A 25,684-nucleotide genomic window follows, 5' to 3' on the forward strand; every position below is an offset into this window, starting at 1 on the left:
CGTAGACAGCGTCGGTGGTGTCCGCCTTCAACGTTTTCACATCGCGCGACGCGCGGACTAAACGTCGGCTAAACCAGCCAGCAGGGCCTCGACGGCGTCCGCGTACGGGGATCGCATCCGCCGGTAGACGGCCAGCGCGAGGTTGAGTTCGAGGCGCGCGGCCTGCGTGCGCCCCTGCTCCAGATGCAGCTCGCCGATCTGGTGGTGCAGCATCGCCTCGACGTAGGCCATGCCGTAGGTCTGGGCCAGTCGCAGGCCGTCCCGGGCGTAGCCCTCGGCCTCGGAGTAGCGGCCCAGCTGCCGGCTCACCCAGCACAGATTGGCCAGTGAGCGGGCGCCGTCCTCGTGGTTGCCGCCGGACCGGTGCAGCTCCAGCGCCCGCCGGTAGTAGTCGTACGCCTGCTCGTTCTCGCCCCGGTCCTGGGCCAGCACGCCGAGGTTGTTCAGCGCGATCCCCTCGCCCTGGCAGTCGCCGTTGCGGCGGTACAACTCCAGCGAGGTGTGCAGGTACGTCTCGGCCTCGTCGAACCGGCGCTGCTCGGCCAGGATGCCGCCGAGGTTGTCGCCGGCCAGCGCGATCAGCGCCGGGTCGTCCAGGTGCACGGCGATCTGGTGGGCCTCGCGGTAGCGCTCCAGCGCGAGGTCGTACTCGCCGACGAGTTCGGCGGCGTTGCCGAGGCCGCGCAGCATCCGGGACTCGCCGTCGCGGTCGCCGGCCGCCCGCGCGCCGCGCAGGCCCAGGTCGAACACCGCGGCCCAGTCCGATGTCAGACCCCTCAGGTACACATAGGTCCGCAGGCACAGCGCGAGTTGCCAGGTGTGCCTGTGCAGTCCGGACGTCGCGCCCAGCCGCACGGCGGCCACCAGGTTCGGCCACTCCGTGTCGAACCAGCGCAGCGCCTGCTCGGCCGAGGCGAGCATCGGGATCTCGACGATGTCGCCGGACACCGTCGGCACGTGGGCGTCCCTGGGCGGCCGGACCAGCCGGTGCGCCCGGTCGGCGACGAGGAGGTAGTAGTCCACCAACTTCTCGGCGGCCCGCGCCCGCTGCTCGGCGGTCAGCTCGGCGGCGGCGACCTCGCGGGCGTGCAGCCGGATCAGGTCGTGCAGCGTGTAGCGGTCGGCCCTGGTCTCGGTGAGCAGGTGCGCGCTGGCCAGCTCGCGCAGCCGGCGCCGCGCGGTCACCAGGTCGACGCCGGTCAGGGCGGCGACCACGTGCGGCGACACCGACGTGCCCTCGTGCACGCCGATGGCGCGGAACGTCTCGGCCAGATCAGGGTGCAATGTCCGGTATGACACGTCGAATGCGCCGCGCACGCTGGTGTCGGCGTCTTCGAGATCCAACGCGCGTAACCGGTGCTGCTCGTCGGCCAGCTCAGCCACCAGGTCATCGACAGTCCACTGTGGACTGGCGGCGAGCCGGGCGGCGGCGATGCGCAACGCGAGCGGCAGATGTCCGCACAGCGCGGCCAGCCGTCGCAGCGAGTCGATCTCGGCGCTGCGGCGCTGATGTCCGGTCGAGACGTCCAGCAGCCGCACGGACGCTTCGCTGGACAGCGTGGTCAGCGCCAGCAGCCGGGCGCCGCCGCGGGCGACGAGGCCGTCCAGGCGGCGACGGCTGGTGACCACCACCAGCGAGCCGGAGCCGGCCGGCAGCAGCGGCCGCACCTGCTCGGAGTCACGGGCGTCGTCCAGCAGCACGAGCACGCGGCGCTCGGCCAGCAACGACCGATACAGCCCGGCGCGCTCGTTGAGGTCCAACGGGATCGCTTCGGACGGAACGCCCAGCGCCAGCAGGAACTGGGTGAGCACCTCGGCCGGCGACGTCGGTTCGTGGCCGGGGTCGAAGCCGCGCAGGGCCGCGAACAGCTGGCCGTCCGGGAACGCGTCGGCGTTGCGGTGCGCCCAGGTCAGCGCCAGCGCGGTCTTGCCGATGCCGGCCGGGCCGACCACGCCGGCGACGGTGATCGCGCCCTCGACGCCACCGCCGTGCTGGAGGCCGTCCAGCCAGGCCAACTCCACGTCCCGGCCGGCGAACGCGCTGGTCGCGGCGGGCAGCTGGGCCGGGATGACCGGGCCGTAGGCCTGCCGGCCGGCCCGCGCCGGCGTCGGCAGCCGCAGCGCCGGGTCGTCGCGCAGCACCTGCTCGTGCAGCTGGCGCAGCTCGGGGCCGGGGTCGATGCCCAGCTCCTCGGTGGCGTAGCGGTGAAAGCGCCGGTACGAGACCAGGGCGTCGATGCGCCGCGCGGACCGGTACTGGGCGAGCATCAGCAGGCTGAGCAGCCGCTCCCGGAACGGGTGGTCGTCGACGAGCCGGCGCAGCTCGCCGATGACCTCGGCGTGCCGGCCCAGCTCCAGGTCGGCGGCGATGCGCTCCTCGACGGCGACCAGCCGCAGCTCGTCGATGTCGGGCTGGCCGGTCTTCTGCAGCTGCGCGCCGGCCAACACGGGGCCACGCCACAGTTCCAGTGCACGGCCGAGCAGCTCGGCGCGCTCGGCGGCGGGCCGGCCGCTGGCGTCGCCGATGAGTCGCTTGGCGCGATGCAGGTCGACGAGTTCGGGCTGCACCTGCAGGACGTAACCGGGCGGCTGGGTGCGGATGGAGGCGGCGCCGCCGGCCTTGGCCAGGATGCGCCGGAGCTTGGACACGTAGCCGTGCACGATGGTGCGCGCGGTCTCCGGCGGTTCGTCTCCCCAGAGCGCGTCGACGATACGGTCGAACGAGACGACCTGGTTGGCGTCGAGCACCAGCAGCGCGAGCAGGCTGCGCACGCCGGACCCGCCGAGCGCCGCCGGGCGCCCGTCGACCAGCAGCTGTACCGGACCGAGCACGCCGAACTCGAGCGTGGCACCTGCTCGCTCGACGGTCGTGGACGGCAGCATCATGCGGGGCAGCTCCCTGAGGCGAGCGATGCGTCCAACTTACGGGAACCTGTTAACCGTTCGTGAGGCGTCTCCCCGGAACGGTCTAACAAAACACTACTTAACGTAGTCGTCAATCACGCTGCTAGGCCGATCGTGTCACCCGTCTGGCATGCAGCTTGTGACGCGTGACCGGGACCCCGCGTTCCCTCAGCCGAGCAATTTCGCCAGCCGCGCCCGCACGCTGGCCACCCACGGCGCGCCGATGTGGCCGAACGAGCGCAGCGCCTCCTCCCACACCGCGCGGGCGGCCGGCTTGTCGCCCCGGTCCAGGTACACGTCGCCGAGACCGCGCACCGCATAGCCCTCACGCAGCGCGGTGCCGCTGACCCGGGACAGCCGGACCGCCTCGGTGAAACACGCCTCCGCGTGGTCCAGCCAACCGGCGGCGCGGTTGGTCTCGCCCAGGTGCACCCGCACCCACGCCTGCCGCTCCTGGTCGTCGAACTGCTGGTAGATGTGCAGCGCCTGCTGGTTGTAGGCCAGCGACGCCTCGTAGTCCCCGCTGAGCCGGGCCAGCTCGCCGAGCGTGCTCAGCGGCTGCGCCTGCCGGTAGCGGTCGCCGAGCAGCCGGTACAGCGCGAGCGCCTGGCGGGACAGCGCCATCGCCTCGTCGTGCCGGCTCAGGTGGAACAGCGCCGACGCCGCGTGGGCCGAACCCAGCGCCACCACCGGCAGGTCGCCGTCGCCCTCGGCCAGCCGGCGGCACGCCTCGTGCTCGGCGAGCGCCCGCTCGTGCTCGCCGAGACGGCCGTAGAGCAGGCCCAGGCCGTGGTGCATGAGGGCCTCGCCGTTGCGGTCGCCGGCCGCCTTGGCCGCGGCCAGCCCCAGCTCGTGGCTGGTCCGCCAGTCCTCCCACGGGCAGTGCGTGGCCAGGAAGTCCAACTGCAGCCGGGCCAGCTGCCACACGCGTGTGTTGAAGGCGGCCTGGTGCGCGCCGCGCAGCACGGAGAGAAGGTTGCTGCGCTCGCGTTCGAACCAGGCCAGCGCGTGCGCGCGAGTCTCCAGCCGGGGCGTAGCCACCGACGAGCACAGCGACGGCGCGAGCGAGTCGGCCGGCGGACGGATCAGCCGGCGCGCGCGGTCGGAGACCACGCAGTAGTACTCCAGCACTCGGGTTCCGACGGCGAAGGCCTCGGCCTGCGTGAGCTCGCTGAAGGCGACCTCACGGGCGTGCAGCCGGACGAGGTCGTGCATCGTGAACCAGTCCTGGCTGGTCTCGGTGATCAGGTGCGCCGCGCTCAGCGCCCGCAGCGCCGTGCGGGCGGCGCTGACCGAGCCGTCGCTCAGCGCGGCGACCAGGTGCGGCCCGAAGTTGGCGCCGGGGAAGAAACCCAGCAGCCGGAACACCGACGCGTACTCCGGCGGCAGCGTGCGGTACGAGACGTCGAACGCCCGCCGCACGCTGACCTGCATGTCGTCGTCATCGTCCTCGATGTCGAGCACCTGCAGGCGGTGCCGCTCGTCGGCCAACTCGTCGGCCAGCCGGGCCAGCGTGCCGTTCGGGGCCATCGCCAGCCGCGCGCCCACGATGCGCAGCGCCAGCGGAAGATGACCACAAAGGTTTGCAATTCGTGACGCATTCACCGGATCGCGCTGCGACCAGCTGATGTCCGACACCTCGTCGAGCAACCGCACCGCCTGCGGGCCGGGCAGCGTGCCCACCGGCACGTACGCGGCGCCGTCCCGCGCCACCAGTCCGTCCAGGCGCCGACGGCTCGTCACGATCGTCAGCGGACCGCGGCCGCCGGGTAGCAGCGGCCGCACCTGTTCCGAGTCGCGGGCGTCGTCGAGCAGCACCAGCACCCGGCGGCCGGCCAACAAGGACCGGTACAGCGCGGCCCGTTCGGCCAGATCCACCGGCACCGCCTGAGGTGCGACCCCGAGCGCGATCAGGAACCGCCGCAGCACGTCCGCCGGCTCGGCGGGCGGGCGGTTCTGGTCGTAGCCACGCAGGCAGACGAACAGCTGGCCGTCCGGGAACTCCCGGGCCACCTGGCCGGCCCACGTCACCGCGAGCGCCGTCTTGCCGGTGCCGGCAGCGCCGACGACCACGCCCAGCGTGGACGTGTCCTCCTGCAGCAACCGGTCCAAGCTGGACAGTTCCTCGTGCCGGCCGGTGAAGCCGGTCGGGGCGGGCGGCAGCTGCGCCGGCGCGACCACGCCGGCGATCTCCACACTGGACGGCTCCGGCGGCAGCAGCGACGGGTCGTCGTAGAGGATGCGGTCGTAGAGGGCGCGCAGCACCGGGTCCAGCGGCTGGTCGCGGCGGCCGGCCTGGATGCGCTCGTACACGGCGAGCGCCTCGGCCCGGCGGCCCTGCCGGTGCAGCTCGGTCATCTGCCGGCCGACCAGGTCGCGGCGCAGCGCGTCCGGCAGCAGCGCGAGATCGGCGGCGGAGATGGCCGTCGGATCGTGCACGTCGATGCGCTCGGGGTCGATGCGCAGCCGGTAGCCGAACCGCTCGGTGATCAGCTCGGTGCCGCCGCCGGGGTCGGCCTTGTCCAGCAGCACCCGCAGCTCGTCGGCGGCCTCGGTGTGCTCGGTCAGCACGATCTCGTTGGGGTGCAAGGCGATTCTGGTCAGCAGCGTGCACGCTTCGGCGGAGTCGACGGGTAGTGGACCGTCGACCCCGAAGATCTCGGGCCGGCCGAGCAGGCGGATCAGGACACCGCCGCGACGGACTGCCGGATGCGCGCTGGTCACGAGCTTCCCCCGCCCCATCAGGTGGTTCTGACGGGCAAGCTACCGCCACCCCGGGTGCACGGTCGCGGGCAGGTCGGGCCACAGGTCGAAAAACCCGGACATCTTTGCCCGATTCGTGGCCGGACGGCCGGCGGTCGCATGCGAAGCGGTCCCGCCGTCCGCTCCCGATTGCGGACGGCGGGACCGCGCTGCGCCAGGTTGACCGCCAACAGCTCGGAACCCACCCCGAGCGGGGGTCCCGACCTGCCGGTGATCAAGGTCTGGCGAAGCGGAAGTGGCCTTGCGCCAACGGAATTGGCAAACCCGGCCGCTCCCCGGTTTGCGCGGCAACCGTAACAGAGCGCGTGTGACCGGTCACAGCCACCCCACCCTATCGGAGCATCACCCGTGATCAGGGCCGCCGAAGCAGGTCCGCAGCGCACCGACGGCACCGGCGGCCTCCTCTCCGACCCACACCGCGTGCCCATCGGGCCGCGGCAGCAAACCCGGTTCCCGTACTTGATCGGTTCGGGCGATGGCGACGTCCACCCGGTCGGCCCACGGCCCAGCGGCTGCCACAAGCTTCCCGCCGGCCAGATCGAGCAGGATGCCGCGTCCGTTACGGGAAAGCACGCAGAGCGTGGTGTCGCCGGTCGCGGTCTTGAGTGACAGCTGTCCAACAGGCCGTCCGAATCCCTTAACGTCGTTAAGCATCAGTAGAACGACGTTAAGCTGTCAGTCGTGAAACTCAGCCGGGACGCCGTCGTCCGCACCGCACTGGAGCTGCTCGACGCGGTCGGACTGGACGATCTGACGCTGCGCGGCGTGGCCGAACGGCTGCACGTTCAGGCACCCGCCCTCTACTGGCACGTCCGCAACCGCCAGGACCTCGTCGACCAGATGGCCGCCGCGATGGTCCGCGACGGGCTCGGCGACCTGGTCACCGCCGGCGCGTGGATGGACCAGCTCGCCGACATCGCCCACGCCTACCGCCGGACCCTGCTGTCGCACCGCGACGGCGCCCGCGTGGTGGCCGAGGCCCGGGTCACCGACCCGGCGATGAGCCGCCTGGTCGAGCTCGCCCTGCGCACGCTCACCTCCGCCGGCTTCACCACACCGGACGCGATGCGGGCTCTCGTTTCCGTGCTCACCTACGTCGCCGGCTTCGTCGCCGAGGAGCAGTCCCCTCGACCCCCGTCGGACGCCCCCGATCCAGCGTTGTTTCCGCTGCTCACCGCGGCTGGGGACCCGTCGCGGTACTGCACCGTCGAGACCTTCGAGTACGGCCTGGAGCTCCTGCTCAGCGGCCTGCGGCTGGCCCGGCTGTCTGCCTGAAACCTACATTCGGTGTGCCGCTGAGCGTGACTCGCGGGGGTTCACGACACGTCGGCGACGAGGTAGGCGTCGAGGGCGGCCGAGCGGTGGACGACGAGGTCGGCGTCGACGACGAAGACCAGGCAGCCGGGTTGGGCGTCGGCCCAGGCGATGCCGTCCCGTCCCATGGCGAACGCGGTGGTGGCGACGCAGTCCGCCGTGGTGAGGTCGGCCGCCACGACCGTCACGCTGAGCAGGCCGCGGGCCGGCAGGCCGGTGCGGCCGTCGAGGATGTGCTCGCCCCGCTCGTACGTCGCCGAGGTCGCCACGGCAAGGTCGCGAACGCCCAGCACAGCGCACATGCGGTCGGCCTGCTGCGGGTGTCTGATGCCGACCAGCCAGGGACGACCCGGCTCAGGCTCGCCGGCCGCCACGACGTCGCCGCCGGCGTTCACGCAAAACCGTGTCGCTCCGCTGTTCCGCAGCTGGTCGGCGGCGCGCTGCACGGCCCAGCCCTTCACCACGCCGCACGGGTCGAAGGACCGCCCGGGCGGCGTCGCCGTGAACGCGCCGTCGCTGATCCGCTCGTAGTGCCGGCAGATGCCGAGCACCTCGGCCAGCTCCGCCGACACGTCGGCAACCTCGCCGCGGCCGTAGCGGCTGACCTCGCTGTCCGGCCGGAACGGGCTGAACCGGGCGTCCACCCGCCGCAGGCCGGCATACAGCGGCGCGATGTCGACCGGATCCCGGACGTCCACCGAGACCGGCATCCCCATCACCTGCTCGACGTGCCGCATGAACCCCAGAATGGGCCGCGAGCCTGTGCCTCACCTGTGGGAGTTCTGTCGGCGAGCTGTCGACCGGGGCGTCGAGTCGTCACATGTCGCCGCGCTGACGCACCATGGTCACGTGCGAGCTGACAAGGCCGAAGCCCCGGTCCGACTGCTGGTGGTCGACGACGAGCCCCACATCGCCGACCTGGTGGCCACGGTGGCGAAGTACGAGGGCTGGCAGGCCCGCGTCGCCAACAACGGCTCGGCGGCGCTGACCGAGGCGGCCGCGTTCAACCCGGACATCGTCGTGCTCGACCTGATGCTGCCCGACCTGGACGGCTTCACCGTGCTGGACCGGCTGCGGTCCAGCGGCGCGATGGTGCCGGTGGTGTTCCTGACCGCCAAGGACGCCACCGCCGACCGGGTCGCCGGCCTGACCCGCGGCGGCGACGACTACCTGGTCAAGCCGTTCGCGGTGGAGGAGCTGATGGCCCGGCTGCGGGCCGTGCTGCGCCGCACCACCGGCCCCGGCTGGAAGCGCTCCGTGCTCGCGGTGGAGGACCTCGAGCTGGACGAGGACACCCGTGAGGTGCGGCGGGGCGACCAGAACGTGTCGCTCACGCCCACGGAGTTCGAGCTGCTGCGCTACCTGATGCGGCGCTCGCCCGCCGTGCTGACCAAGGCCCAGATCCTCGACCACGTGTGGGACTACGACTTCGGCGGTCGGTCCAATGTGGTCGAACTGGTCATCTCACACCTGCGCCGCAAGCTCGACACCGGCAACGAGCCGCTGATCCACACGATCCGCGGCGTCGGCTACGTGGTCCGCCGGGCCACCTGATGACCAGACTGACCGCCGCCTGGCGGCGGCTGCGTCTCGGCACCCAACTCGCACTGGCCCTGGGCGCACTGGCGCTGGTGGTGTTCGGGCTGGTCGGCGTCGTCACGACATCGCTGCTGCACCAGTACCTGGACAACCGGCTGGGCGAGCAGCTGTCCACGACGTTGGGCCAGTTCAAGTCGACCAACTACATCAACCTGCAGCCGGGCAAGTTCGGGCACGGCAGCGCGTCCGACCACGACCCGCCGATCGGCGTGATGGTCGAGTTCAGTCCCGGCAACAACGTCAAACTGACCGACAGCACCGTCCATCCGCCGGTGGACGGTCAACTGGTGGTCGCGCTGGCCGCGCGGGCGCTGGTCAGCGGTCCCGTGCATCCCGAGCAGGACATCGTGGCCGGCGGAATCCGGTACCGGTTCATGGCGGCGACGGTCACGAACAGCCCCGTGCTGAAGAAGGTCGCCGTCGTCGGGCTGTCCGAGAGCGACACCGAGGCCACCATCCGCCGGATGATCATGGTCAACCTGGTGACCTTCGGCATCGCGCTGGTGGTGCTGGTCGGCGTCGGGCAGCAGGTGCTGCGGCGCGGGCTGCGGCCGCTGGCCGACATGTCCTCCACCGCGCACACCGTCGCCTCCACCGACCTGACCGCCAACTCCGTCGATTTGTCCGTGCGGGCCAAGGGCGAGGGCGGTGGCATCGAGGTCGAGGAACTGCGGTCCGCGTTCAACGTGATGATCGATCACATCGACCACTCGCTGGCCGCGCGGTCCGCCGCCGAGCAGCGCCTGCGGCAGTTCGTCGCCGACGCCTCGCACGAGCTCCGCACCCCGCTGACCTCGATCCGCGGCTACGCCGACCTCTTCGCGTACGCCGCGGCCAACGAGCCGGCGGAGCGGGAGCGGCACCTGGCACGGATGCGGGAGGAAGCCGGCCGGATGAGCCTGCTGCTCGACGACCTGCTGCTGTTGGCCCGGCTGGACGCCGCCGAGGCGCCGCTGCGCCCCGAGCCCGTCGACCTCGTCGAGATCGCCGTGGCCGCCGCCGACGGCTTCCAGGCCGGGCACCCCGACCACCCGTTCACGCTGGAGGTCGAGCCGTCGGCGCTGCCCCTGGTCGGCGACCCCATGCGGCTGCGGCAGGTGCTGGACAACCTGCTCACCAACGCCGCCGTGCACACCGATGCCGGCACGCCCGTGTGGCTGCGGCTGCGGTCCGAGCCGGGATGGGCTGTCGCCGAGGTCGCCGACGGCGGGCCCGGCATCAGCCCGGAGAACCAGGCCCGGGTGTTCGACCGGTTCTACCGGGTCGACGACTCCCGCACGCGGCGCAGCGGCGGCACCGGACTCGGGCTGTCCGTCGTGCACTCGCTCGTCACCGCGCACGGTGGCGCCGTCACCCTGCAGAGCCGGCCCGGCGCCACCGTGTTCACGGTGCGGTTGCCGCTGTCAGCCGGCCAGGTGTGACTGCGCCCAGAGGTCGATGCCCGACTCCACCGCGTGCTTGTCGATCGCCGCCAGCTCGTCGTCCGTCAGCGGCGGGGCCGACAGCGCCGCCACGTTGTCCTCCAACTGCTGCACCGAGCTCGCCCCGATCAGCGCCGACGTCACCCTCGGGTCGCGCAGCGCCCAGGTCAGCGCCAGCTGCGCCAGCGACTGGCCGCGCTGCCGGGCGATCTCGTTCAACGCCCGCACCCGGGCCAGGTTCTCGTCCGACAACAGGCCCGTCGACAGCGACTTGTCCTGCGACGCCCGGGAGCCCTCCGGCACCCCGTTCAGGTACTTGTCCGTCAGCATGCCCTGGCCCAGCGGCGAGAAGGCGATGCAGCCCGCGCCCACCTCGTCCAACGCGTCCAGCAGCTCCGACTCGATCCACCGGTTCAACATCGAGTAGGACGGCTGGTGGATCAGCAGCGGCACCCCCGCCGTGCGCAGGATCTCCGCCGCCTCGCGGGTCTTCGTCGCCGAGTAGGAGGAGATGCCCACGTACAGCGCCTTGCCCTGCTGGTAGGCGCTCACCAGCGCGCCCATCGTCTCTTCCAGCGGCGTGTCCGGGTCGAAGCGGTGCGAGTAGAAGATGTCCACGTAGTCCAGGCCCATGCGCTTGAGCGACTGGTCCAGCGACGCCGTCAGGTACTTCCGGCTGCCCCATTCCCCGTACGGGCCCGGCCACATGTCGTAGCCCGCCTTCGTCGAGATCACCAGCTCGTCCCGGTACGGCGCCAGGTCGTCGGCGAGCATCCGCCCGAAGTTCCGCTCCGCGCTGCCGTACGGCGGTCCGTAGTTGTTGGCCAGGTCGAAGTGTGTGATGCCCAGGTCGAACGCCCGGCGCACGATCTCCCGGCCCGTCTCGTACGGCCGGTCGTCGCCGAAGTTGTGCCACAACCCCAGCGAGATCCCCGGCAGCCGCAGCCCGCTGCGCCCGCACCGCCGGTAGGTCATGTCCTCGTAACGCGCTCCCGCCGCCTCGTACGGCACGGTCTCGCCTCCCCGCTCTGCCAGCCCACCCGAACGGACGCGAGTCTAGGTCCGTTCGAGGTCACGGGCTGAGCACAGCGCGGCGCCCCGGCCCGACACAGGAGGCGCGGACCGGCCCGGGGCGGGACAATCGAGCTGAGGGCCGTGCGGGAAGGATTCCCAATGACGTTGTCAAGCGGTAGCGGTGATAGGCGGTGAGCCTGTCAGGCTGCTGCGCTGCCTGGTCGTGGCACGTGGGGCTGGAACGTTCGTTCGTCGCGGACGAGCGCCCACACGACGTTGAGGCGTCGACGCGCCAGGGCCAGTACGGCCTGCTTGTGGACCTTGCCCTCGTGCCGTTTGCGTTCGTAGAAGGCCTTCGACTCCGGACACCGGACGATGGCGTACTGCGCGGACAGGTAGAACGCCCGCAGCAGCCGCCGGTTGTAGCGGCGCGGACGGCGCAGGTTGCCCTGAACCCGGCCGGAGTCACGCGGGACCGGCGCCAGGCCGGCGACACCGGCCAGCCGGTCAACGCTGCCGAACGCGGCCGGATCCCCGCCGGTCAGAGCGATGATCTCGGCCCCGAGCAACGGCCCGATGCCGGGCATGCTCAGGATCACGGCGGCGTGCCGGTGCTGGCGAAACCGGCCCTCGATCAGGGCGTCGGTCTCCGCGATCTCCTCATCCAGGGCCATCACCCCCTTGGCCAGCCGCGCCGTCATGGCCGCGGCAGTGGACTGTCCGGGAACGGCGGTGAGCTGGGCCCGGGCTGCGGCGATCGCGGTCGCGGCGATTGCGGCGCCGTTGCGGACCTTGCGGGCCCGCAGCCAGGTGGCCAGCTCGGCCTGGCCGCACTCCCGCAGCGCGGCGGGAGTCTGAAAGCCGGTCAACAGCACCAGCGCGGCTTTGGAGGAGCTGTAGTCAAAGGCTCGTTCCAGGGCGGGGAAGTACTCCAGGATCTGGGCGCGCAGCCGGTTGATCGCCCTCGTGCGGTCGGCGGTCAGGTCGTAGCGGCGGGCGGTCAGGATCCGCAGGTCCACGGCGATCTCGTCGCCGGCGGTCATCGGGTGCAGGTCGCGGCGCATGCGGGCCTGGTCGGCGATGATGAACGCGTCCTTGGCGTCACTTTTGCCCGATCCTCGGTAGCCGGCCGAGGCGTGGTGGACGGTGCGGCCGGGGATGTAGAGCAGGGCCTGGTCGTGGTTGACCAACAGGGCGATCAGCAGCGCGCCGCCGCCGGCGTTGAGATCGATCGCCCACAGCACGTCGGGCGACAGCGCTCGGACATCGGCGATCAGCTCCAGCAGTTCGGCCTCGTTGTTGGGCACTCGCCGGGACAGGATCTTGTCGCCCTCGGCGTTGATCACCACGCAGTGGTGGTGGGCTTTGCCCGCGTCCACACCGGCCCACAGTTGCGGCACGGCCACCTCCCGTCGTCGTTCGTGCCAGACACCCAGCAGACGACCTCGCCGTCACGTCCTTATGCAGCGATTGTTTCGCTCATCCCAATCAGCGGCCGAGTCGTCGCAGGACCCCGGGCGGCCAATCCTTCCCAGCCACACCAACGGCTCCGTCATGACAGCCACACCCGAGGTCCCCGGGCCTTCCTGATCTTACGACTGACCAGAACCGACCCGACTCAGAAGATAAGGACGCGTGATGACCGACAACGACACCCAGATCCGGGTCGACGCGGGCAGGTTGTGGGCGGGGGCGGTGGCAACGGCGCTGGTGGCGGGGCTGATCGCGGTGGTGGGCATCCTGATCGCCCGGGGCATCGTGCACGTGGACGTGCTGGCCCCGAAGGGCGAGGGGGTGTGGGGCAACGCCAACACGGTGACGTACGCGCTGGTGTCGGCGGCGGTCGCCCTGGCGGCGACGGGGCTGCTGCATCTCCTGCTGCTGACGACGCCGAGGGCGACGACGTTCTTCACCTGGATCATGGTCCTGCTGACGCTGATCGCGGTGGTGCTGCCGCTGAGCCTGCCGGTGGACCTGGCCAGCCGGGTGACGACGGGCCTGATCAACCTGGCCATCGGGCTGGCGGTGACGAGCATCCTGACGAGCTTCGCGCCGGGCACGGTCCGGATCGAGCCGCCGCAGCACCAGCAGCGGCACATCGGCCCGTACGACGAGACGGTGGAGTGGCGCGAGCAGTGATCAACGCGGGGGCAGGTGCAGCGACACCCGGATGACCCGGGCCTGGTCGGTGCCGTCATGGCTGTCGGCGTCGTCCAGGGCGTCGTCGAAGCTGTCCTCGTCGGTGGCCGCGGCGGCCCGCTGCCGGGCGGCGAGTTCGAGCTGCTTCTCGGCGACGAGCTTGTCGAACACCGGCTGGATGTCGGCCGGCCACGGCCCGGCCTTCAACACGTCGATCTCCTTCTGCACAACGGGAACCGACCGCGCGACAACGTCCCGCTCGGCGGTCCACGTGTCGGTGTCGGCCTCCTCGTCGACGATCTGGTTGTACGGCGCGACGGCGGCCAGGTACCGCTTCTGGTCCTCGGTGTAGGGGCTGCCGGAATCCTTGGCGTGGCCGGTCATCTTGGCCCCTTTGACGTCGGCGTAGTAGCACTTCACCGACCGGTCGCCGCGGGCCCAGGAAGCCTGCTGCGGGTACAGGTAGTGCACGTCGATGTCGGGGTAGTTCAGCCCGGGCGTCAGGAACCGGTCGGAGTCGGCGGTGCACTTGGACCGGCCGACGGCCTGGACGGCGGTCACGCCGGGGTAGGACGTTCCCGACAGCGGCTCGACGGCGAACACCTCGGCGTCGTGCGGTTGGACGCAGTCCCGGACGGTCACGGCCTTGCTGGTGTTGTCCCGGTCGAAGCACTGCCCGGGCTGGAAGTTGTAGCTGACGTTCGCCCCGGACGACGCGGCCTGCTGGGAGGCGGCCTGCTGGAACCCGTACACGAAGGCGAAGCTGATGAATGCCACCCAGGCCAGCGCCCACACGCCGGACAGCACGATGCCGGAGACGGCGAGGCCCTTGCCGCGCTGCCGGGTGCGCCGGATGTCGGCCAGCGCGACGATGCCGAAGATGACGCCGAGCACCGCGCCGACGAAGCCGACAATGCCGAGCACGAAGGACGTGATGGCGAAGCCGTTGACGCCGGGCTTCACGCCGACCAGCGGGCCGGGCTGGGCCGGCGGCATGGCCGGATAGTTCTGGTACGCGGGCTGCTGCTCGTGCTCGGTGGACATGTCCGAATTACCGCCGTTCTCCCCTTAACGGACAGGCAGAGGTTACCGCCCGCGCCGCCCGCCTCTGCTGTGAAATACCACTAACAAGCGAATTCAGAAAGTCGCGATGGACTGCACAGCGGCAGGGGTTCAGACTTCGGCCATGAAGGCACTGGTCAAGGCCGACGCGGCGCCGGGTCTCGAGCTCACCGACGTGCCGGACCCGCAGGTGGGGCCCGGTGACGTGGCGGTGCGGGTGCTCCGCACCGGCATCTGCGGCACCGACCTGCACATCGATTCCTGGGACGACTGGGCGGCCCGCAACGTCACGCCGCCGCTGGTCCTCGGGCACGAGTTCGTCGGCGAGGTGGTGGAGACCGGCCGGGACGTCACCGGCGTCAAGGTCGGCGACCTGATCAGTGGCGAGGGCCACCTGGTCTGCGGCACGTGCCGCAACTGCAAGGCCGGCCGCCGCCACCTGTGCGCCAACACCCGCGGCCTGGGCGTGCACAGCAACGGGGCGTTCGCCCAGTTCGCGGTGCTGCCGGAGCAGAACGCGTGGGTGCACCGCACCGAGGTGGACCTGGACGTCGCGGCGATCTTCGACCCGCTGGGCAACGCGGTGCACACGGCGCTGTCCTTCCCGGTCATCGGCGAGGACGTGCTGATCACCGGCGCCGGCCCGATCGGCATCATGGCCGCGGCCATCGCCCGGCACGCGGGCGCCCGCCACGTCGTGATCACCGACGTCAGCGAGCACCGGTTGGAGCTGGCCCGCAAGGTGGGCGTGGACCTGGCGCTCAACGTCTCGGAGGCGACGCTGGCCGACGCCTACGACCGGCTGAACATGTCCGAGGGCTTCGACGTGGGCATGGAGATGTCCGGGCAGCCGAGCGCGCTGCAGGAGATGATCGCCAACATGTCGCACGGCGGCCGGATCGCCATGCTGGGGCTGCCGGCCCGCGAGTTCCCGGTGGACTGGGGCTCGGTGGTGCTGAAGATGCTGCACCTGAAGGGCATCTACGGCCGGGAGATGTTCGAGACCTGGTACTCGATGTCGGTGCTGCTGCAGGCCGGCCTGGACGTCGCCCCGGTGATCACGCACAAGTTCCACTACACCGAGCACCGCGCGGCCTTCGACACGACACGGGCGGGCCGCTGCGGCAAGGTGCTCCTCGACTGGACGGAGAAGTGATGTACGGCGCGATGCGGGACGACCTGCGGGCCGGACTGGCCGAGATCCGCGAGGCCGGGCTGTACAAGGCGGAGCGGGTGCTCGGCAGCCCGCAGGCGGCGCAGGTCAGCGTCACCGGCGAGAACGTGCTCAACTTCTGTGCCAACAACTACCTGGGCCTGGCCGACCACCCGGTGCTGGTCGAGGCCGCGCACGAGGCGCTGGACCGCTGGGGCTTCGGCATGGCCTCGGTGCGTTTCATCTGCGGCACCCAGGAGCTGCACAAGCAGCTCGAAGGCAGGCTGTCGGAGTTCCTCGGCACCGAGGACACGATCCTGTACAGCTCCTGCTTCGACGCCAACGGCGGCCTGTTCGAGACGCTGCTGGGCGAGCAGGACGTGGTCATCTCCGACGAGCTGAACCACGCGTCGATCATCGACGGCATCCGCCTGTGCAAGGCCAAGCGGCAGCGCTACCGCAACCGGGACATGGCCGACCTGGAGCGGATCCTGCGGGAGTCCGCCGGCGCCCGCTACCGGCTGATCGCCACCGACGGCGTGTTCTCCATGGACGGCTACCTGGCGCCGCTGGACAAGATCTGCGAGCTCGCCGAGCGCTACGACGCCCTGGTCATGGTGGACGACTCGCACGCGGTCGGCTTCACCGGCCCGACCGGCCGCGGCACCCCGGAACTGTTCGGCGTCACCGACAAGGTGGACGTCATGACCGGCACCCTGGGCAAGGCGCTGGGCGGCGCGAGCGGCGGCTACGTGTCCGGTCGCGCCGAGATCGTGGAGATGCTGCGCCAGCGGTCGCGGCCGTACCTGTTCTCCAACTCGCTGGCCCCGTCCATCGCCGGCGCGGCGCTGGCGGCGCTGGACCTGCTCAGCTCGTCCGGCGAGCTGCTGGACCGGTTGCGCGCCAACACGGAGCTGTTCCGCCGCCGGATGACCGAGGAGGGCTTCGACCTGCTGCCCGGCGAGCACCCGATCATCCCGGTGATGATCGGTGACGCGGCCAAGGCCGGCCGGATGGCGGATCTGCTGCTGGAGCAGGGCATCTACGTGATCGGTTTCTCCTACCCGGTGGTGCCGCACGGCAAGGCCCGGATCCGCACCCAGATGTCCGCGGCGCATTCCACCGAGGACGTCAACCGTGCCGTCGACGCGTTCGTCGCGGCGCGGTCCAAGATGGACGGATGATCGATCCTCGACGGCTGCGGGTGCTGCGGGCGCTGGCCGACCACGGCACGGTGACCGCGGCGGGGCGGGCGCTGCACCTGACGGCGTCCGCCGTGTCGCAGCAGTTGGCGGCGCTGGAGGCGGAGACCGGGCAGCAGTTGCTGCGGCGCAAGGGCCGGCGGGTGTGGCTGACGCCCGCCGGCGAGTTGCTGGTCGTGCACGCCAACGCCGTCGCGGCCGAGCTGGAACGGGCCGAGGCCACGCTGGCGTCGTTCGCCGCCGGCGTGCGCGGCCCGGTCCGGCTGGCCAGCTTCGCCTCGGCGATCACGCAGGTGGTGGCCCCGGCCGTGGCCGAGCTGCGGGCGAACGCGCCGGACGTGACGCTGCTCGTGCAGGACGCCGAGGGGCACGCCAGCGTTCCGCTGCTGCTGGACGGTGAGATCGACGTCGCCATCACCGAGGAGTACCGGCCCGCGCCGCAAACCGACGACCGCCGGCTGAAGCGTTTTCCCCTGTACGCCGAGCCTTTCGACGTTGTGCTGCCGGAGGACCACCGCCTGGCGGATGAGTCCGAAGTGGACGTTAGTGCGCTCGGCGGCGAGGACTGGATCGCTCCGCTGCCCGGAAACCCTTGCCGCGACGTGCTTTTGCTCGCCTGTTCCGACGCACGGATCCGCCACACGTCCGACGACTTCAGCGCCGTCGTCGCGCTGGTCGCCGCCGGCGCGGGCGTGGCTTTGGTGCCGCGCAACGCCTTCACGCGGACACCCGGCGCGGTTGCCGTCCCCGTCAAGGGGAACCAGTCGTTGCGCCGGGTGTTCGCCGCCGTTCGCAAGGGAAGCGAGGACCACCCGCTGATCCGGCTGGTCCTCGCCGCCCTGGTGCGCGGTCAGGGAGTCGCGACCACCCCGTAGCCGCCGTCGCCGATGGTGGTGACACCGGTGATGATCCCGCTACCCGGGAAGTCGATGTCGTACACCGTGCTGTTGGTGCTCAGCACCCGGTCGGGGTGGCCGGCGGCGATCTCCCTGATCGGGCCGATCTTGGGGATCTCCGCGCCGGCCATGCTGTTGGTGTACATCTGACCGTCGTTCCACTGCCAGGGCGTGCCGTCGGCCAGGATGCCCCGGGCGCCGTCCACGTCGGTGACATCGCGCTGCACGTGAGCCACCGTGCCGGTCGCGGCCGGCAGCGAGACCGGCCCGTCCTTCTCGTCGTTCAGGCCCAACGCGCCCCAGCGCCACACGCTGCCGTCGCTCTTGCAGAGCACGACCCGGGAGCCGAGTTCGTCACACCCGAACAGGCCGAAGACCTGCACCGGCGCCGCGGAGGCGCAGGACGGGTCGGCCCCCGGGGTGGGCCCAGCCGTCCCGAAGCACTTGCCCAGGTCGGCGTGGGTCCCGATGCCCAGTGCGCCTCGGGAGTTGTCACCCCAGCTCCACACCTTGCCGTCACCAGTCATCGCGTACCGCGCGACGCCGGCGCTGTTGCTGGTCGACCGGGACACGGCGATCGCCTTCACGTTGTCCAGGTTCGGCACCTGCACCGGCGAGCCGGCGATCAGGTTGCCGTCCGTGGACCCGGTGCCGAGCTGCCAGGTGGAGTTCACGCCCCACGTGTAGACGTGGCCATCGGCGCTGAGCGCCATCTCGTCGGCGATGGCGACGATGTTGCTCAGCCCCGGAATCCGCACCGGCAACGCCGAGTAGAACGCGGGCGGCGGATAGGCGTACGGGTAGCCGGTCGGCCCCTCGGCGTGGCCGAACTTGCCGATGCCCAGCTGTCCCTCGCCGTTCTCGCCCCACGACCACACGGTGCCGTCGGACTTGAGGGCGTAGACGACCTTCCCGTCCGAGCCGCCGACGATCGACTTCACGTCGCTGAGCCCGTACGTGAACGCCGGCCCGGACTTGTAGTTGGCGTCGGTCGTCCCGTTGCCGAACTGGCCCGAGTCGTTCTGCTCGATGCCGAACGCGCAGTTCGCGGTGCACGCGTGAAGCGACGGCGCGAAGTAGCCGGCCAGGTCGACGATCATGTCCAGCTGCCCGGACAGGTTGTTGAGGTCGATCGCCCGATCGCCGCTGACCGGCACGATGGCCAGGTTCGCCGACGTCTGCCAGGGCACCAGGTTCAGGTTGCTGACGCCGGGCTGCGGCGCGCTGTCGGCCCAGGCCGTGACCACAGTGGACTGGCTGACGTTGGTGCCGGTCAGGTTGGTCACCGCGGCCGTCGCTCCGGCCGGCAGCCAGCCACTCAGGTCGAGCTTGCGGGTCTGCCCCGACAGGATCGGGTGGTTGGGACCGCCGTACATGTCCCGGGTTTCCAGCACCCGCGCCGGGTACAGCGAGTAGAAGGCCTGGGTGGACGTCGGCGAGTAGTAGCCGGCCAGGTCCGCGATCAGGTCGACCGACCAGTAGGAGTTGGTCAGCTTGACCTTCCGGTCCGGGCTCAGCTGCACGGTGACGAGATTGGGCGTGTTCTTGCCGGCCACCAGGTTCAGGTTGGACGCGTCCGGCCGGCTCTGGTCGGCCGGATAGGCCGTCACGAAGGTCGGGCCGGTCACGTTGGTGGCGGTCAGGTTGAACACCGCGGCCGTCGCACCCGCGGGCACCTTCGAGGACAGGTCGAGGGTGACGGTGCCGCCCGCGCCGAGCGGCGAGGAGTTGCGGGTGTCCACCATGCGCTGCGGGGTCAGCGGCGTGTACTTCGAACCGGTGCCCGGTGCGTAGTAGCCGGCCAGGTCGACGATCGCGTCGACGGCGAAGGGGCCGGCGCCGACCCAGATGCCCTTGTGGTCGCCGTGTCCCATCGCGACGGTCACCAGGTTGGCCCGGGTCTCGCCGCTGTCGAGGTTGAGGCTGGACGTGCTCGGATCGCCTTGGTCGCCCGGTCCGGTGGCCAGGAAGGTCGCGTCGTCCGGGTTGGTGCCGGTCAGGTTGAACACCACCGCGGTGGCGCTGTCCGGCACGAGACCCGCCGGGATGTCGACGTGCCGGCTGGAGTACTTCGGGATCTTGCTGCTGTTCCGGCTGTCGAAGATCCGGGTCGGCGGCAACGGCGTGAAGACCGCGCCCGAGTCGGGCAGCGCACCGGTGTCCTGAGTGGACAACGGCGTCGCCGCCTGTGCCGGCGCGACCACGGACAGTGCCACGGCGGCGGCCGTGGTGAACAGGATGGTGATTCTGCGAAGTGACACACGTACCTCATTCGCCGTGCGGGTGGTGGCGGGACCACCGTCGGCCCCGCCACTACCCGCCTCATCGCCAGCCGATACCGGCATCGTTACTGGTCAGCCGCGCACCGCGGCACCGGAGTCGCCGATGGACACGATGCCCGCCAACGACTCGATCTTCCTGGGCGTCGGGACGGTCTCGAACCGGTTGCCGTCGCCGAACTCGCCGGTGGAGGAGTGGCCCCACGCCCGGACCGTGCCGTCCGAGCGCAGCGCAAAGCCGGACGTCACACCGCCGGCCAGCTGCGTCACGGAGTCCAGGCCCTGAATCTGTTCAGGATTCGCGCGCTCGCAGTCGGTCTGGCTGCACCCCGAGCCGTCGCCGAGCATGCTGTCGGCCTCGTAGCCCCACGCCCACACGGTGCCGTCGGACTTGAGGCATAGTTGGCGTAGACCGGGAAGGCGGTCGTCCGTGCCACCGCGGCCACCCCGGTCAGACCCGGCACCGCCGCCGGGCGATGTTCTGGTCGGAGGAGTCCTGACGATGGCCCCACTGCCAGACCGCGCCGTCGGCCGTGAGCACGAGCCCGCCGGCGATCGCCTTGACCGTCGGCAATCCGGGCACCTTGACCGGAACGGACGATCCGCGACCGCTCGTGCCGGTGCCCAACTGGCCGATGGTGTTGTCGCCCCAGACCCAGACGCTGCCGTCGGATTTGAGGGCGTAGCCGTTGCGCTCGTCGCCGACGATCGCGGTCACGTGGCTCAGAGCGTCGATGCGCTCCGGTGTCTTGGCGATGTAGCTCTCGTCCGACTTGCCAGAGCCGAGCCGGCCGTTGGTGTTGCGACCCCAGGCGTACACGTTGCCGAAGTTGTCGAGCGCCAAGCCGTGCGAGATGGCCACGATCTTCACACTGGACAGGATCTGCACCCGCTCCGGGATCGGGTTGTAGTACCCCTGCGCCGTAGCCTCGGAGCCGACGCTGTCCGGCGTGTCGGCCCGGCCGGCCAGGCCGTTGCCGAGCTGACCGGTGGTGTTGTCGCCCCATGCGTAGACCCGGCCATCCGAGGTCAGCGCGTAGGTCACGCCCTCATACGCGGTCACCTGCGTGACATCGCTGAGGCCGTAGACCGTAGTGGAGCCGTGCGCGATCCACCGGTCGGTCGTGCCGTCGCCGAGCGAGCCGGTGTTGTTGTAGCCGGCGGTGACCGCGCACTTCGCCGTGCAGGTGGGGAAACTCGGCGCGAAGTAACCGGAGATGTCGACGATCGCGTCAACCTGGCCGGCCAGGTTGCCGATCTCGAGGCCGTGGCTCGGGCTGAGCGCCACTACCGCGGCGTTGGCCGAGATCTGTCCCTCTTCCAGGTTGAGCACGCTGGTGTCGGGTTCCTGGGTGAGCGACGACCACACCTTCAGGAAGGTCGACTCGGTCACGTTCGTGCCCGTCAGGTTGAGCACAATGCTGGTCGACCGATCGGGCAGCCAGCCCCGCAAAGTCATGTCGTGCACGCCGCCTTCGGTGATCGGCTCACGCGGATTCCCGTTGGCGTCCCTGGTGTCCAGCGCGCGGAACGGGATCAGCGGGTAGAACCGGCTGCTGGCGTCCGGCGCGTAGTAGCCGGCGAGGTCGGCGATCAGGTCGACCCGGCCGAAGGCGTTGGTGAGATCGACCTTGCGGTCCGCGCCGAGCTTCACCGTGACCAGGTTCGGCGTGTTCTTGCCGGCGGCCAGGTTCAGCGTCGAGGCATCCGGTTTCGCCTGTCCCGTCGGATATGCCGTGACGAAGGTGTCCCGGATGACGTTGGTGCCGGTCAGGTTGAACACCGCGGCCGTCGCGCCGGCCGGCACCGACGACGACAGATCGAGAGTGACAGTCCCTTGTGGACCGACGGGACCGCTGTTCCTGGTGTCCAGCACGCGTTTTCCGGACACCGGCTGGTAGTTCGAGCCGTGCGCCGAGTAGTAGCCCTCGACGTCGACGACCAGGTTCAGGCCGGCCGGGCCGGTGCGCAGTTCGAGCCGGCCCTTGGCGCTGGTCGCGGTGACCAGATTGGCCCTGGTCTCGCCGCCGGCCAGGTTGAGACTGGAGGTCGAGTTGAAGACGTCGCCGACGGAGACCCAGGTCGAGCCGTCCGTGTCGGTACCGGTCAGGTTGAACACCACCGCGGTGGCGTCAGCCGGCACCAGATCGGTCGGCGCCGGCACGAAGACGTCGCCGTGGGCAGCGATCTTGTGGCCGGTGGTGCGGCTGTCGAAGATCCGGGTCGGGTTGACCGACGTGTAGCCCAGGCCGGCCGGCGGCTGGGCCTCGGCGGCCTGCGCGGCCGGCGTGGTCAGACACAGTGTGGCAACGGCTGCCGCCGTCAACGTCACGAGCAAGCGTGACATGCAAATCCCCCTTGCACTACACGGAAAGTAGGCCATGGAGGTAACGCCGCCGCGCCCCGCCGCGGTTGCCTGCCGAAGGGGCAACTTCGGTGCGGGACGCGGCGGTCGTGATCAGGAGTTGGCCACGTAGGCGCCACCGGTGCCGAGATAGGTGGCCCCGGAGACGCCGGCAATCAGTGCGGGCGTTTCACGGTCGCCCTCCGACAGCCGGCCGTCGCCCAGCGCGCCACCATTGCCATTGCCCCAGGCATAGACGGCGCCGTCGAACATCAGCGCGTAACCGGTGGAGAAGTTGCGGTTGGAGATGGCGCGCACGCCGGAGAGGTTGCCCACCCGGCTCGACGCCACCCGGCCGTATTCGTCGAACTGCCAGACGGTGCTGTCCTTCTTCAGCACGTACGGACCCGAGACGGTCGACGCGTCGGTCAGACCCGCGACCTGAACGGGCACGAACGTGTTGTCGTCGAAGCCCCAGTGCCACACCGAGCCGTCCGACTTCACCGCACTGTGGACGGAGATCGACACCACGTCGGTCATCCCCGACACCTGGACCGCCGTCGGGTCCGCGCACCCGGGCCGGGACGCGTTCCAATCGGTGCCGTCGAAGCAGTTGTCGAAGCCGCCGTGCTCGCCGTCGCCGAGCTCGTTGTGGAAGTTGGAACCCCAGCTCCACACCGAGTGGTCGGCCTTGAGCGCGACGTGGCCCGCGATGGCGACGATGTCTTTGAGCCCCTTGACCTGCACCGCAGACCGGCTGAACAGGGACGTGTCGAGGTCGCCGGTGCCGAGCGCGTACCCCCGGTTCGAACCCCACGACCAGACCGTGCCGTCGGACTTCAGCGCCACGTGGTCGCCGATGACCTTGACGTCGGTCAGACCCGGTACCTGGGTCGGCATGGCGGTGACGTATCTCGGCACATCAGGGGTGTCGCGGTCGAGGATGACCGGCGTCTCCCCCACCACGTCAGCGCCCCAGGTCCACACCGTGCCATCCTCGGCCAGCGCGGTGTAGCCGTCGTCGTACCGGTTGCCCTCGATCGCCTTAACGGCAGGCAGACCGTAGACGCCGGCCGGCTTGCGCGGCTGCGACGAGGTGGTGCCGTCACCGGCCTGGCCGAACGTGTTGTCGCCGAACACATGCGCGCAGTACTGCTGGCACGACGGGACCGACGGCGCGAAGTAGCCGGCCAGGTCGATCACCACGTCCTGACTGCCGGCCAGGTTGAACACGAGCATCTTGGTCTCGGGGCTGAGCGCGACCACCGCCGCGTTCGACGAGGTCTGGCCGGGAACCAGGTTCAGGATGCTCGACGCCGGCCGGGTCTCGTTCTCCGGATAGGCGGTCAGGAACGTGTTCTCCGTGCCGAACGTGCCGGTCAGGTTGAACACCGCCGACTTCGCCGTCGGCGGCAGCCACTTGCCCAGGTCGAACAGCAGGTTCTCGTTGGCGCCGAACGGGATGCGCGACTCCCAGCCGTTGCGGGTGCGGGTGTCCATCACCCGGATCGACGCCATCGGGTAGAAGGACTGGGCCGAGTCCGGCGAGTAGTAGCCGGCCAGGTCCGCGATCAGGTCCACCGAGTAGTAGGCGTTGGCCAGCGTCACCCGTCGGTCCGGGCCGACCGGCACGGTGACCAGGTTCGGCGTGTTCCGGCCGGGCGCCAGGTTGAGGTTGGACGCGCCCGGCTTCGGCTGCCCCGCCTGGTAGGCGGTGACGAACGTCGACCCGGTCACGTTGGTGCCGGTCAGGTTGAAGGTCGCGGCCGTCGCCCCCGCCGGCACCTGTGAGGACAGGTCGAGCGTGACCGTGCCGCCGGGCCCGACCGGCGCGGAGTCGCGCGTGTCCAGCATCCGGTGCGGCGACACCGGCGTGAACTTCGAGCCGTGGCCGGGCGCGTAGTAGCCCTCGACGTCGACCACGACGTCCACGGCCCACGGGCCGGCCCAGATGCGCACTCCCGGGTACTGGCCGGGAGTGATCGCCGCGGTGACCAGGTTGGCCCGGACCTCGCCCTGGGCCAGGTTCACGTTGGACGTGCTCGGCTCGTAGTCCTGCTCAGCCGGCCCCACGGACAGGTACGTCGCGTTGTCGGGGGCGATGCCGGTCAGGTTGAACACCACCGCGGTGGCGTCCGACGGGACCACGCCGTTGAGGGTGATGGGCACGAAGCCCCGCGCCGGAATCCGCCCGTGGCCTCGGCTGTCGTACACCCGGGTGGGCGCGATGGCCGTGTACTGACTGCCCGAGGGCGGCTGGGCGGTGGCAGCCTGCGCCACGACCGGCACGGCCAGCGCCGCGGTGGTGGTCAGCGCGGCTAGCACCGCAATCCGTTTCAGTGCCACGGTTTCAGTCTCCAATGATCGCAAAGCCGTTGGTACCCAGGGCAGCCACACCGCTCACGCCCGGAATCCGCACCGGCGTAGGCTCTTGCTGAAGTACTCGCCGTCGCCGAGCTGGCCGTCCTGGCGCCAGCGGCGATCATCCGCACGTCGGCCAGGTCCTTGCCCCGAACCGGATTGTCCACATGGGACGACGGTGTCGAGCTGTCACCCAGTTCGCCGTAGGAGCCATGGCCCCAAGCTCACACGTGTGGTCCGACCGCAGCACGTGGTTGGCGCCGTTCGCGGCCACCGTCACCGCGTCGTTCACGCCCGGCACCCGCACCGGGGCGTTGTCCTGGTTCGGGTATTCGCGCCGGCCCCATCGCCACACGGAGCCGTCGGATGGCTCGGGGTCTCCCCGGCGCGCAGGTTCACGGTGGGCGTCGCCGTGAAGACGCCGCCGGACTGCTGCACGCTGCGGAACGTCGGGCCGTCCGGGTTCGTCCCGGCCACGTTGACCAGCACCGCGACCGCGTCGTCGGACACCGGCGGCACCGTGAAGCTGACGTTGCCGCGCGCCGCGATCCGGTCTCCCGGGACCCGCGTGTCGTGCAGCCGAGTCGGGCTCACTGCCGTGAACGACAGCCCCGACGACACCTGCGGCGCTGCCTGCGCCACCGGTGCAAGTACTGAAGATGCCGCGGCGACCGCGACCACGAGCACGCCGATCCCGGCGAGCGACATGACTCCCCCTGCGATGGACCCTCCCCGACCCGCCGCGAAGTGTCGCACGGGGACGATGCCCCCACCAGCGTTTCCGCAGGGCAACCGAACAGAACCGAACGCGATGCTGAGGATGTGGGGGGCGTGGGAGCGAAGCCCCCACCTCGGGGGTCTGGGGTCGTCCCCCAGAACGAAAGGCCGGCGACCCGGCCCGCGCTCTCCGCGGGCACACCTGGCCCGGAGCCGGCGGCGGGACTTGAACCCGCAACCCCTCGCTTACAAGGCGAGTGCTCTGCCAATTGAGCTACGCCGGCATGGCCGCCTCGACAGCCGCGGCTAATCGTAAAGGCCTCACGCTGGCATCACCTGCGTCTTCTGGTCTGCTCAGGGTAGAACCGGATTCCTCCTTCCGGAGGTCGACTCAGCCTCCCGGGTGGCGCTCACCGGCGCTGACCAGGGCAGAAGCGGCGGGCACGGCCGGTGGTCGGCGTCCGCCGATCGGGGTAACCCGGCGGAGCGTGTCGGAGACCACGTCGCCGCCCTTGC

General features: G+C 70.7%; 19 protein-coding genes and 1 tRNA gene. 7 read left to right on the top strand and 13 right to left on the bottom strand.

Annotation, left to right across the window (positions count from 1 at the left end; translation table 11 throughout):
• Nucleotides 1-57: 57 nt before the first annotated feature.
• From BJ998_RS16930 to BJ998_RS16940, 3 genes are all read right to left on the bottom strand, one after another.
• On the bottom strand, nucleotides 58-2,886 hold the full coding sequence (locus BJ998_RS16930) for an AfsR/SARP family transcriptional regulator (protein ID WP_246488609.1): 2,829 nt from the start codon (nucleotides 2,884-2,886) through the stop codon (nucleotides 58-60).
• A gap of 186 nt (nucleotides 2,887-3,072) precedes the next feature.
• A complete protein-coding gene (locus BJ998_RS16935) occupies nucleotides 3,073-5,646 on the bottom strand; it encodes an ATP-binding protein (protein ID WP_184862820.1) in 2,574 nt (857 codons plus the stop codon).
• Nucleotides 5,647-6,009: 363 nt separating this feature from the next.
• Entirely contained in the window at nucleotides 6,010-6,321 is a 312-nt protein-coding gene (locus BJ998_RS16940; RefSeq protein WP_184862822.1) for an aromatic-ring hydroxylase C-terminal domain-containing protein, read from the bottom strand.
• Nucleotides 6,322-6,348: 27 nt separating this feature from the next.
• Here BJ998_RS16940 and BJ998_RS16945 point away from each other — a divergent pair, with 27 nt between their 5' ends.
• The gene (locus BJ998_RS16945) at nucleotides 6,349-6,942 is read left to right on the top strand and encodes a TetR/AcrR family transcriptional regulator C-terminal domain-containing protein (RefSeq protein ID WP_184862823.1); all 594 of its coding nucleotides are present in this window, start codon (nucleotides 6,349-6,351) and stop codon (nucleotides 6,940-6,942) included.
• Between the two features lie 41 nt (nucleotides 6,943-6,983).
• Here the strand turns inward: BJ998_RS16945 and BJ998_RS16950 are convergent, their stop codons facing one another.
• Entirely contained in the window at nucleotides 6,984-7,718 is a 735-nt protein-coding gene (locus BJ998_RS16950) for an FAD:protein FMN transferase (protein ID WP_184862825.1), read from the bottom strand.
• A 112-nt stretch (nucleotides 7,719-7,830) separates the two neighbouring features.
• On the opposite strand from BJ998_RS16950, the gene BJ998_RS16955 reads away from it, so the two are divergent.
• Both BJ998_RS16955 and BJ998_RS16960 read left to right on the top strand, forming a co-directional pair.
• Nucleotides 7,831-8,535 carry a response regulator transcription factor gene (locus BJ998_RS16955; protein WP_312890159.1) on the top strand — a complete coding sequence of 235 codons (705 nt, stop codon included), beginning with the start codon at nucleotides 7,831-7,833 and terminating at the stop codon, nucleotides 8,533-8,535.
• On the top strand, nucleotides 8,535-10,001 hold the full coding sequence (locus BJ998_RS16960) for a sensor histidine kinase (protein ID WP_184862829.1): 1,467 nt from the start codon (nucleotides 8,535-8,537) through the stop codon (nucleotides 9,999-10,001). Before BJ998_RS16955 ends, BJ998_RS16960 begins: the two co-directional genes overlap by 1 nt.
• Here BJ998_RS16960 and mgrA read toward each other — a convergent pair.
• Both mgrA and BJ998_RS16970 read right to left on the bottom strand, forming a co-directional pair.
• The gene (mgrA, locus tag BJ998_RS16965) at nucleotides 9,984-11,012 is read right to left on the bottom strand and encodes an L-glyceraldehyde 3-phosphate reductase (protein WP_184862830.1); all 1,029 of its coding nucleotides are present in this window, start codon (nucleotides 11,010-11,012) and stop codon (nucleotides 9,984-9,986) included. The two genes, BJ998_RS16960 and mgrA, sit on opposite strands and share 18 nt — an antisense overlap.
• 203 nt (nucleotides 11,013-11,215) lie before the next feature.
• The gene (locus tag BJ998_RS16970; RefSeq protein ID WP_376775833.1) at nucleotides 11,216-12,415 is read right to left on the bottom strand and encodes an IS110 family RNA-guided transposase; all 1,200 of its coding nucleotides are present in this window, start codon (nucleotides 12,413-12,415) and stop codon (nucleotides 11,216-11,218) included.
• A 238-nt stretch (nucleotides 12,416-12,653) separates the two neighbouring features.
• Between BJ998_RS16970 and BJ998_RS16975 the strand changes: the two genes are divergently transcribed.
• On the top strand, nucleotides 12,654-13,154 hold the full coding sequence (locus tag BJ998_RS16975; RefSeq protein WP_184862831.1) for a DUF6069 family protein: 501 nt from the start codon (nucleotides 12,654-12,656) through the stop codon (nucleotides 13,152-13,154).
• Here BJ998_RS16975 and BJ998_RS16980 read toward each other — a convergent pair whose 3' ends face one another.
• Nucleotides 13,155-14,198 (bottom strand): DUF4190 domain-containing protein, encoded by a 1,044-nt coding sequence (locus BJ998_RS16980; RefSeq protein ID WP_184862832.1) that lies wholly within the window; start codon nucleotides 14,196-14,198, stop codon nucleotides 13,155-13,157.
• Between the two features lie 142 nt (nucleotides 14,199-14,340).
• On the opposite strand from BJ998_RS16980, the gene tdh reads away from it, so the two are divergent.
• The 3 genes from tdh to BJ998_RS16995 are packed head-to-tail and all read left to right on the top strand — an operon-like array spanning nucleotide 14,341 to nucleotide 17,446.
• On the top strand, nucleotides 14,341-15,372 hold the full coding sequence (gene tdh / locus BJ998_RS16985) for an L-threonine 3-dehydrogenase (RefSeq protein WP_184862833.1): 1,032 nt from the start codon (nucleotides 14,341-14,343) through the stop codon (nucleotides 15,370-15,372).
• Entirely contained in the window at nucleotides 15,372-16,553 is a 1,182-nt protein-coding gene (locus BJ998_RS16990; protein ID WP_184862834.1) for a glycine C-acetyltransferase, read from the top strand. The genes tdh and BJ998_RS16990 overlap by 1 nt, the downstream gene beginning before the upstream one ends.
• Entirely contained in the window at nucleotides 16,550-17,446 is an 897-nt protein-coding gene (locus BJ998_RS16995) for a LysR family transcriptional regulator (protein ID WP_184862835.1), read from the top strand. The genes BJ998_RS16990 and BJ998_RS16995 overlap by 4 nt, the downstream gene beginning before the upstream one ends.
• Here the strand turns inward: BJ998_RS16995 and BJ998_RS49185 are convergent.
• From BJ998_RS49185 to BJ998_RS17025, 6 genes are all read right to left on the bottom strand, one after another.
• Nucleotides 17,422-19,728, bottom strand: a complete 2,307-nt coding sequence (locus BJ998_RS49185; protein WP_184862836.1) for an RCC1 domain-containing protein — start codon at nucleotides 19,726-19,728, stop codon at nucleotides 17,422-17,424. The genes BJ998_RS16995 and BJ998_RS49185 overlap by 25 nt on opposite strands.
• A gap of 93 nt (nucleotides 19,729-19,821) precedes the next feature.
• On the bottom strand, nucleotides 19,822-20,124 hold the full coding sequence (locus tag BJ998_RS17005; protein ID WP_184862838.1) for an RCC1 domain-containing protein: 303 nt from the start codon (nucleotides 20,122-20,124) through the stop codon (nucleotides 19,822-19,824).
• A gap of 73 nt (nucleotides 20,125-20,197) precedes the next feature.
• Entirely contained in the window at nucleotides 20,198-22,093 is a 1,896-nt protein-coding gene (locus BJ998_RS17010; protein ID WP_184862840.1) for an RCC1 domain-containing protein, read from the bottom strand.
• A 111-nt stretch (nucleotides 22,094-22,204) separates the two neighbouring features.
• Nucleotides 22,205-24,436, bottom strand: a complete 2,232-nt coding sequence (locus BJ998_RS17015) for an RCC1 domain-containing protein (protein WP_184862842.1) — start codon at nucleotides 24,434-24,436, stop codon at nucleotides 22,205-22,207.
• 303 nt (nucleotides 24,437-24,739) lie between these two features.
• A complete protein-coding gene (locus BJ998_RS17020) occupies nucleotides 24,740-25,159 on the bottom strand; it encodes a hypothetical protein (RefSeq protein WP_184862843.1) in 420 nt (139 codons plus the stop codon).
• Between the two features lie 220 nt (nucleotides 25,160-25,379).
• Nucleotides 25,380-25,452, bottom strand: a tRNA-Thr gene (locus tag BJ998_RS17025).
• Nucleotides 25,453-25,684 lie beyond the last annotated feature (232 nt).

The organism is Kutzneria kofuensis (assembly GCF_014203355.1).
Lineage (GTDB): Bacteria > Actinomycetota > Actinomycetes > Mycobacteriales > Pseudonocardiaceae > Kutzneria > Kutzneria kofuensis.

What these genes read in the sequence shown, in the direction of transcription:
- BJ998_RS16950 (WP_184862825.1), bottom strand. Translation starts at nt 7,718, where the DNA reads ATGCGGCACGTCGAGCAGGTGATGGGGATGCCGGTCTCGGTGGACGTC.
- BJ998_RS16975 (WP_184862831.1), top strand. Translation starts at nt 12,654, where the DNA reads ATGACCGACAACGACACCCAGATCCGGGTCGACGCGGGCAGGTTGTGG.
- BJ998_RS16980 (WP_184862832.1), bottom strand. Translation starts at nt 14,198, where the DNA reads ATGTCCACCGAGCACGAGCAGCAGCCCGCGTACCAGAACTATCCGGCC.
- BJ998_RS17010 (WP_184862840.1), bottom strand. Translation starts at nt 22,093, where the DNA reads ATGTCACGCTTGCTCGTGACGTTGACGGCGGCAGCCGTTGCCACACTG.
- tdh (WP_184862833.1), top strand. Translation starts at nt 14,341, where the DNA reads ATGAAGGCACTGGTCAAGGCCGACGCGGCGCCGGGTCTCGAGCTCACC.
- BJ998_RS16940 (WP_184862822.1), bottom strand. Translation starts at nt 6,321, where the DNA reads ATGCTTAACGACGTTAAGGGATTCGGACGGCCTGTTGGACAGCTGTCA.
- BJ998_RS16935 (WP_184862820.1), bottom strand. Translation starts at nt 5,646, where the DNA reads ATGGGGCGGGGGAAGCTCGTGACCAGCGCGCATCCGGCAGTCCGTCGC.
- BJ998_RS16930 (WP_246488609.1), bottom strand. Translation starts at nt 2,886, where the DNA reads ATGATGCTGCCGTCCACGACCGTCGAGCGAGCAGGTGCCACGCTCGAG.
- BJ998_RS16995 (WP_184862835.1), top strand. Translation starts at nt 16,550, where the DNA reads ATGATCGATCCTCGACGGCTGCGGGTGCTGCGGGCGCTGGCCGACCAC.
- BJ998_RS16990 (WP_184862834.1), top strand. Translation starts at nt 15,372, where the DNA reads ATGTACGGCGCGATGCGGGACGACCTGCGGGCCGGACTGGCCGAGATC.
- BJ998_RS17020 (WP_184862843.1), bottom strand. Translation starts at nt 25,159, where the DNA reads ATGTCGCTCGCCGGGATCGGCGTGCTCGTGGTCGCGGTCGCCGCGGCA.
- BJ998_RS16960 (WP_184862829.1), top strand. Translation starts at nt 8,535, where the DNA reads ATGACCAGACTGACCGCCGCCTGGCGGCGGCTGCGTCTCGGCACCCAA.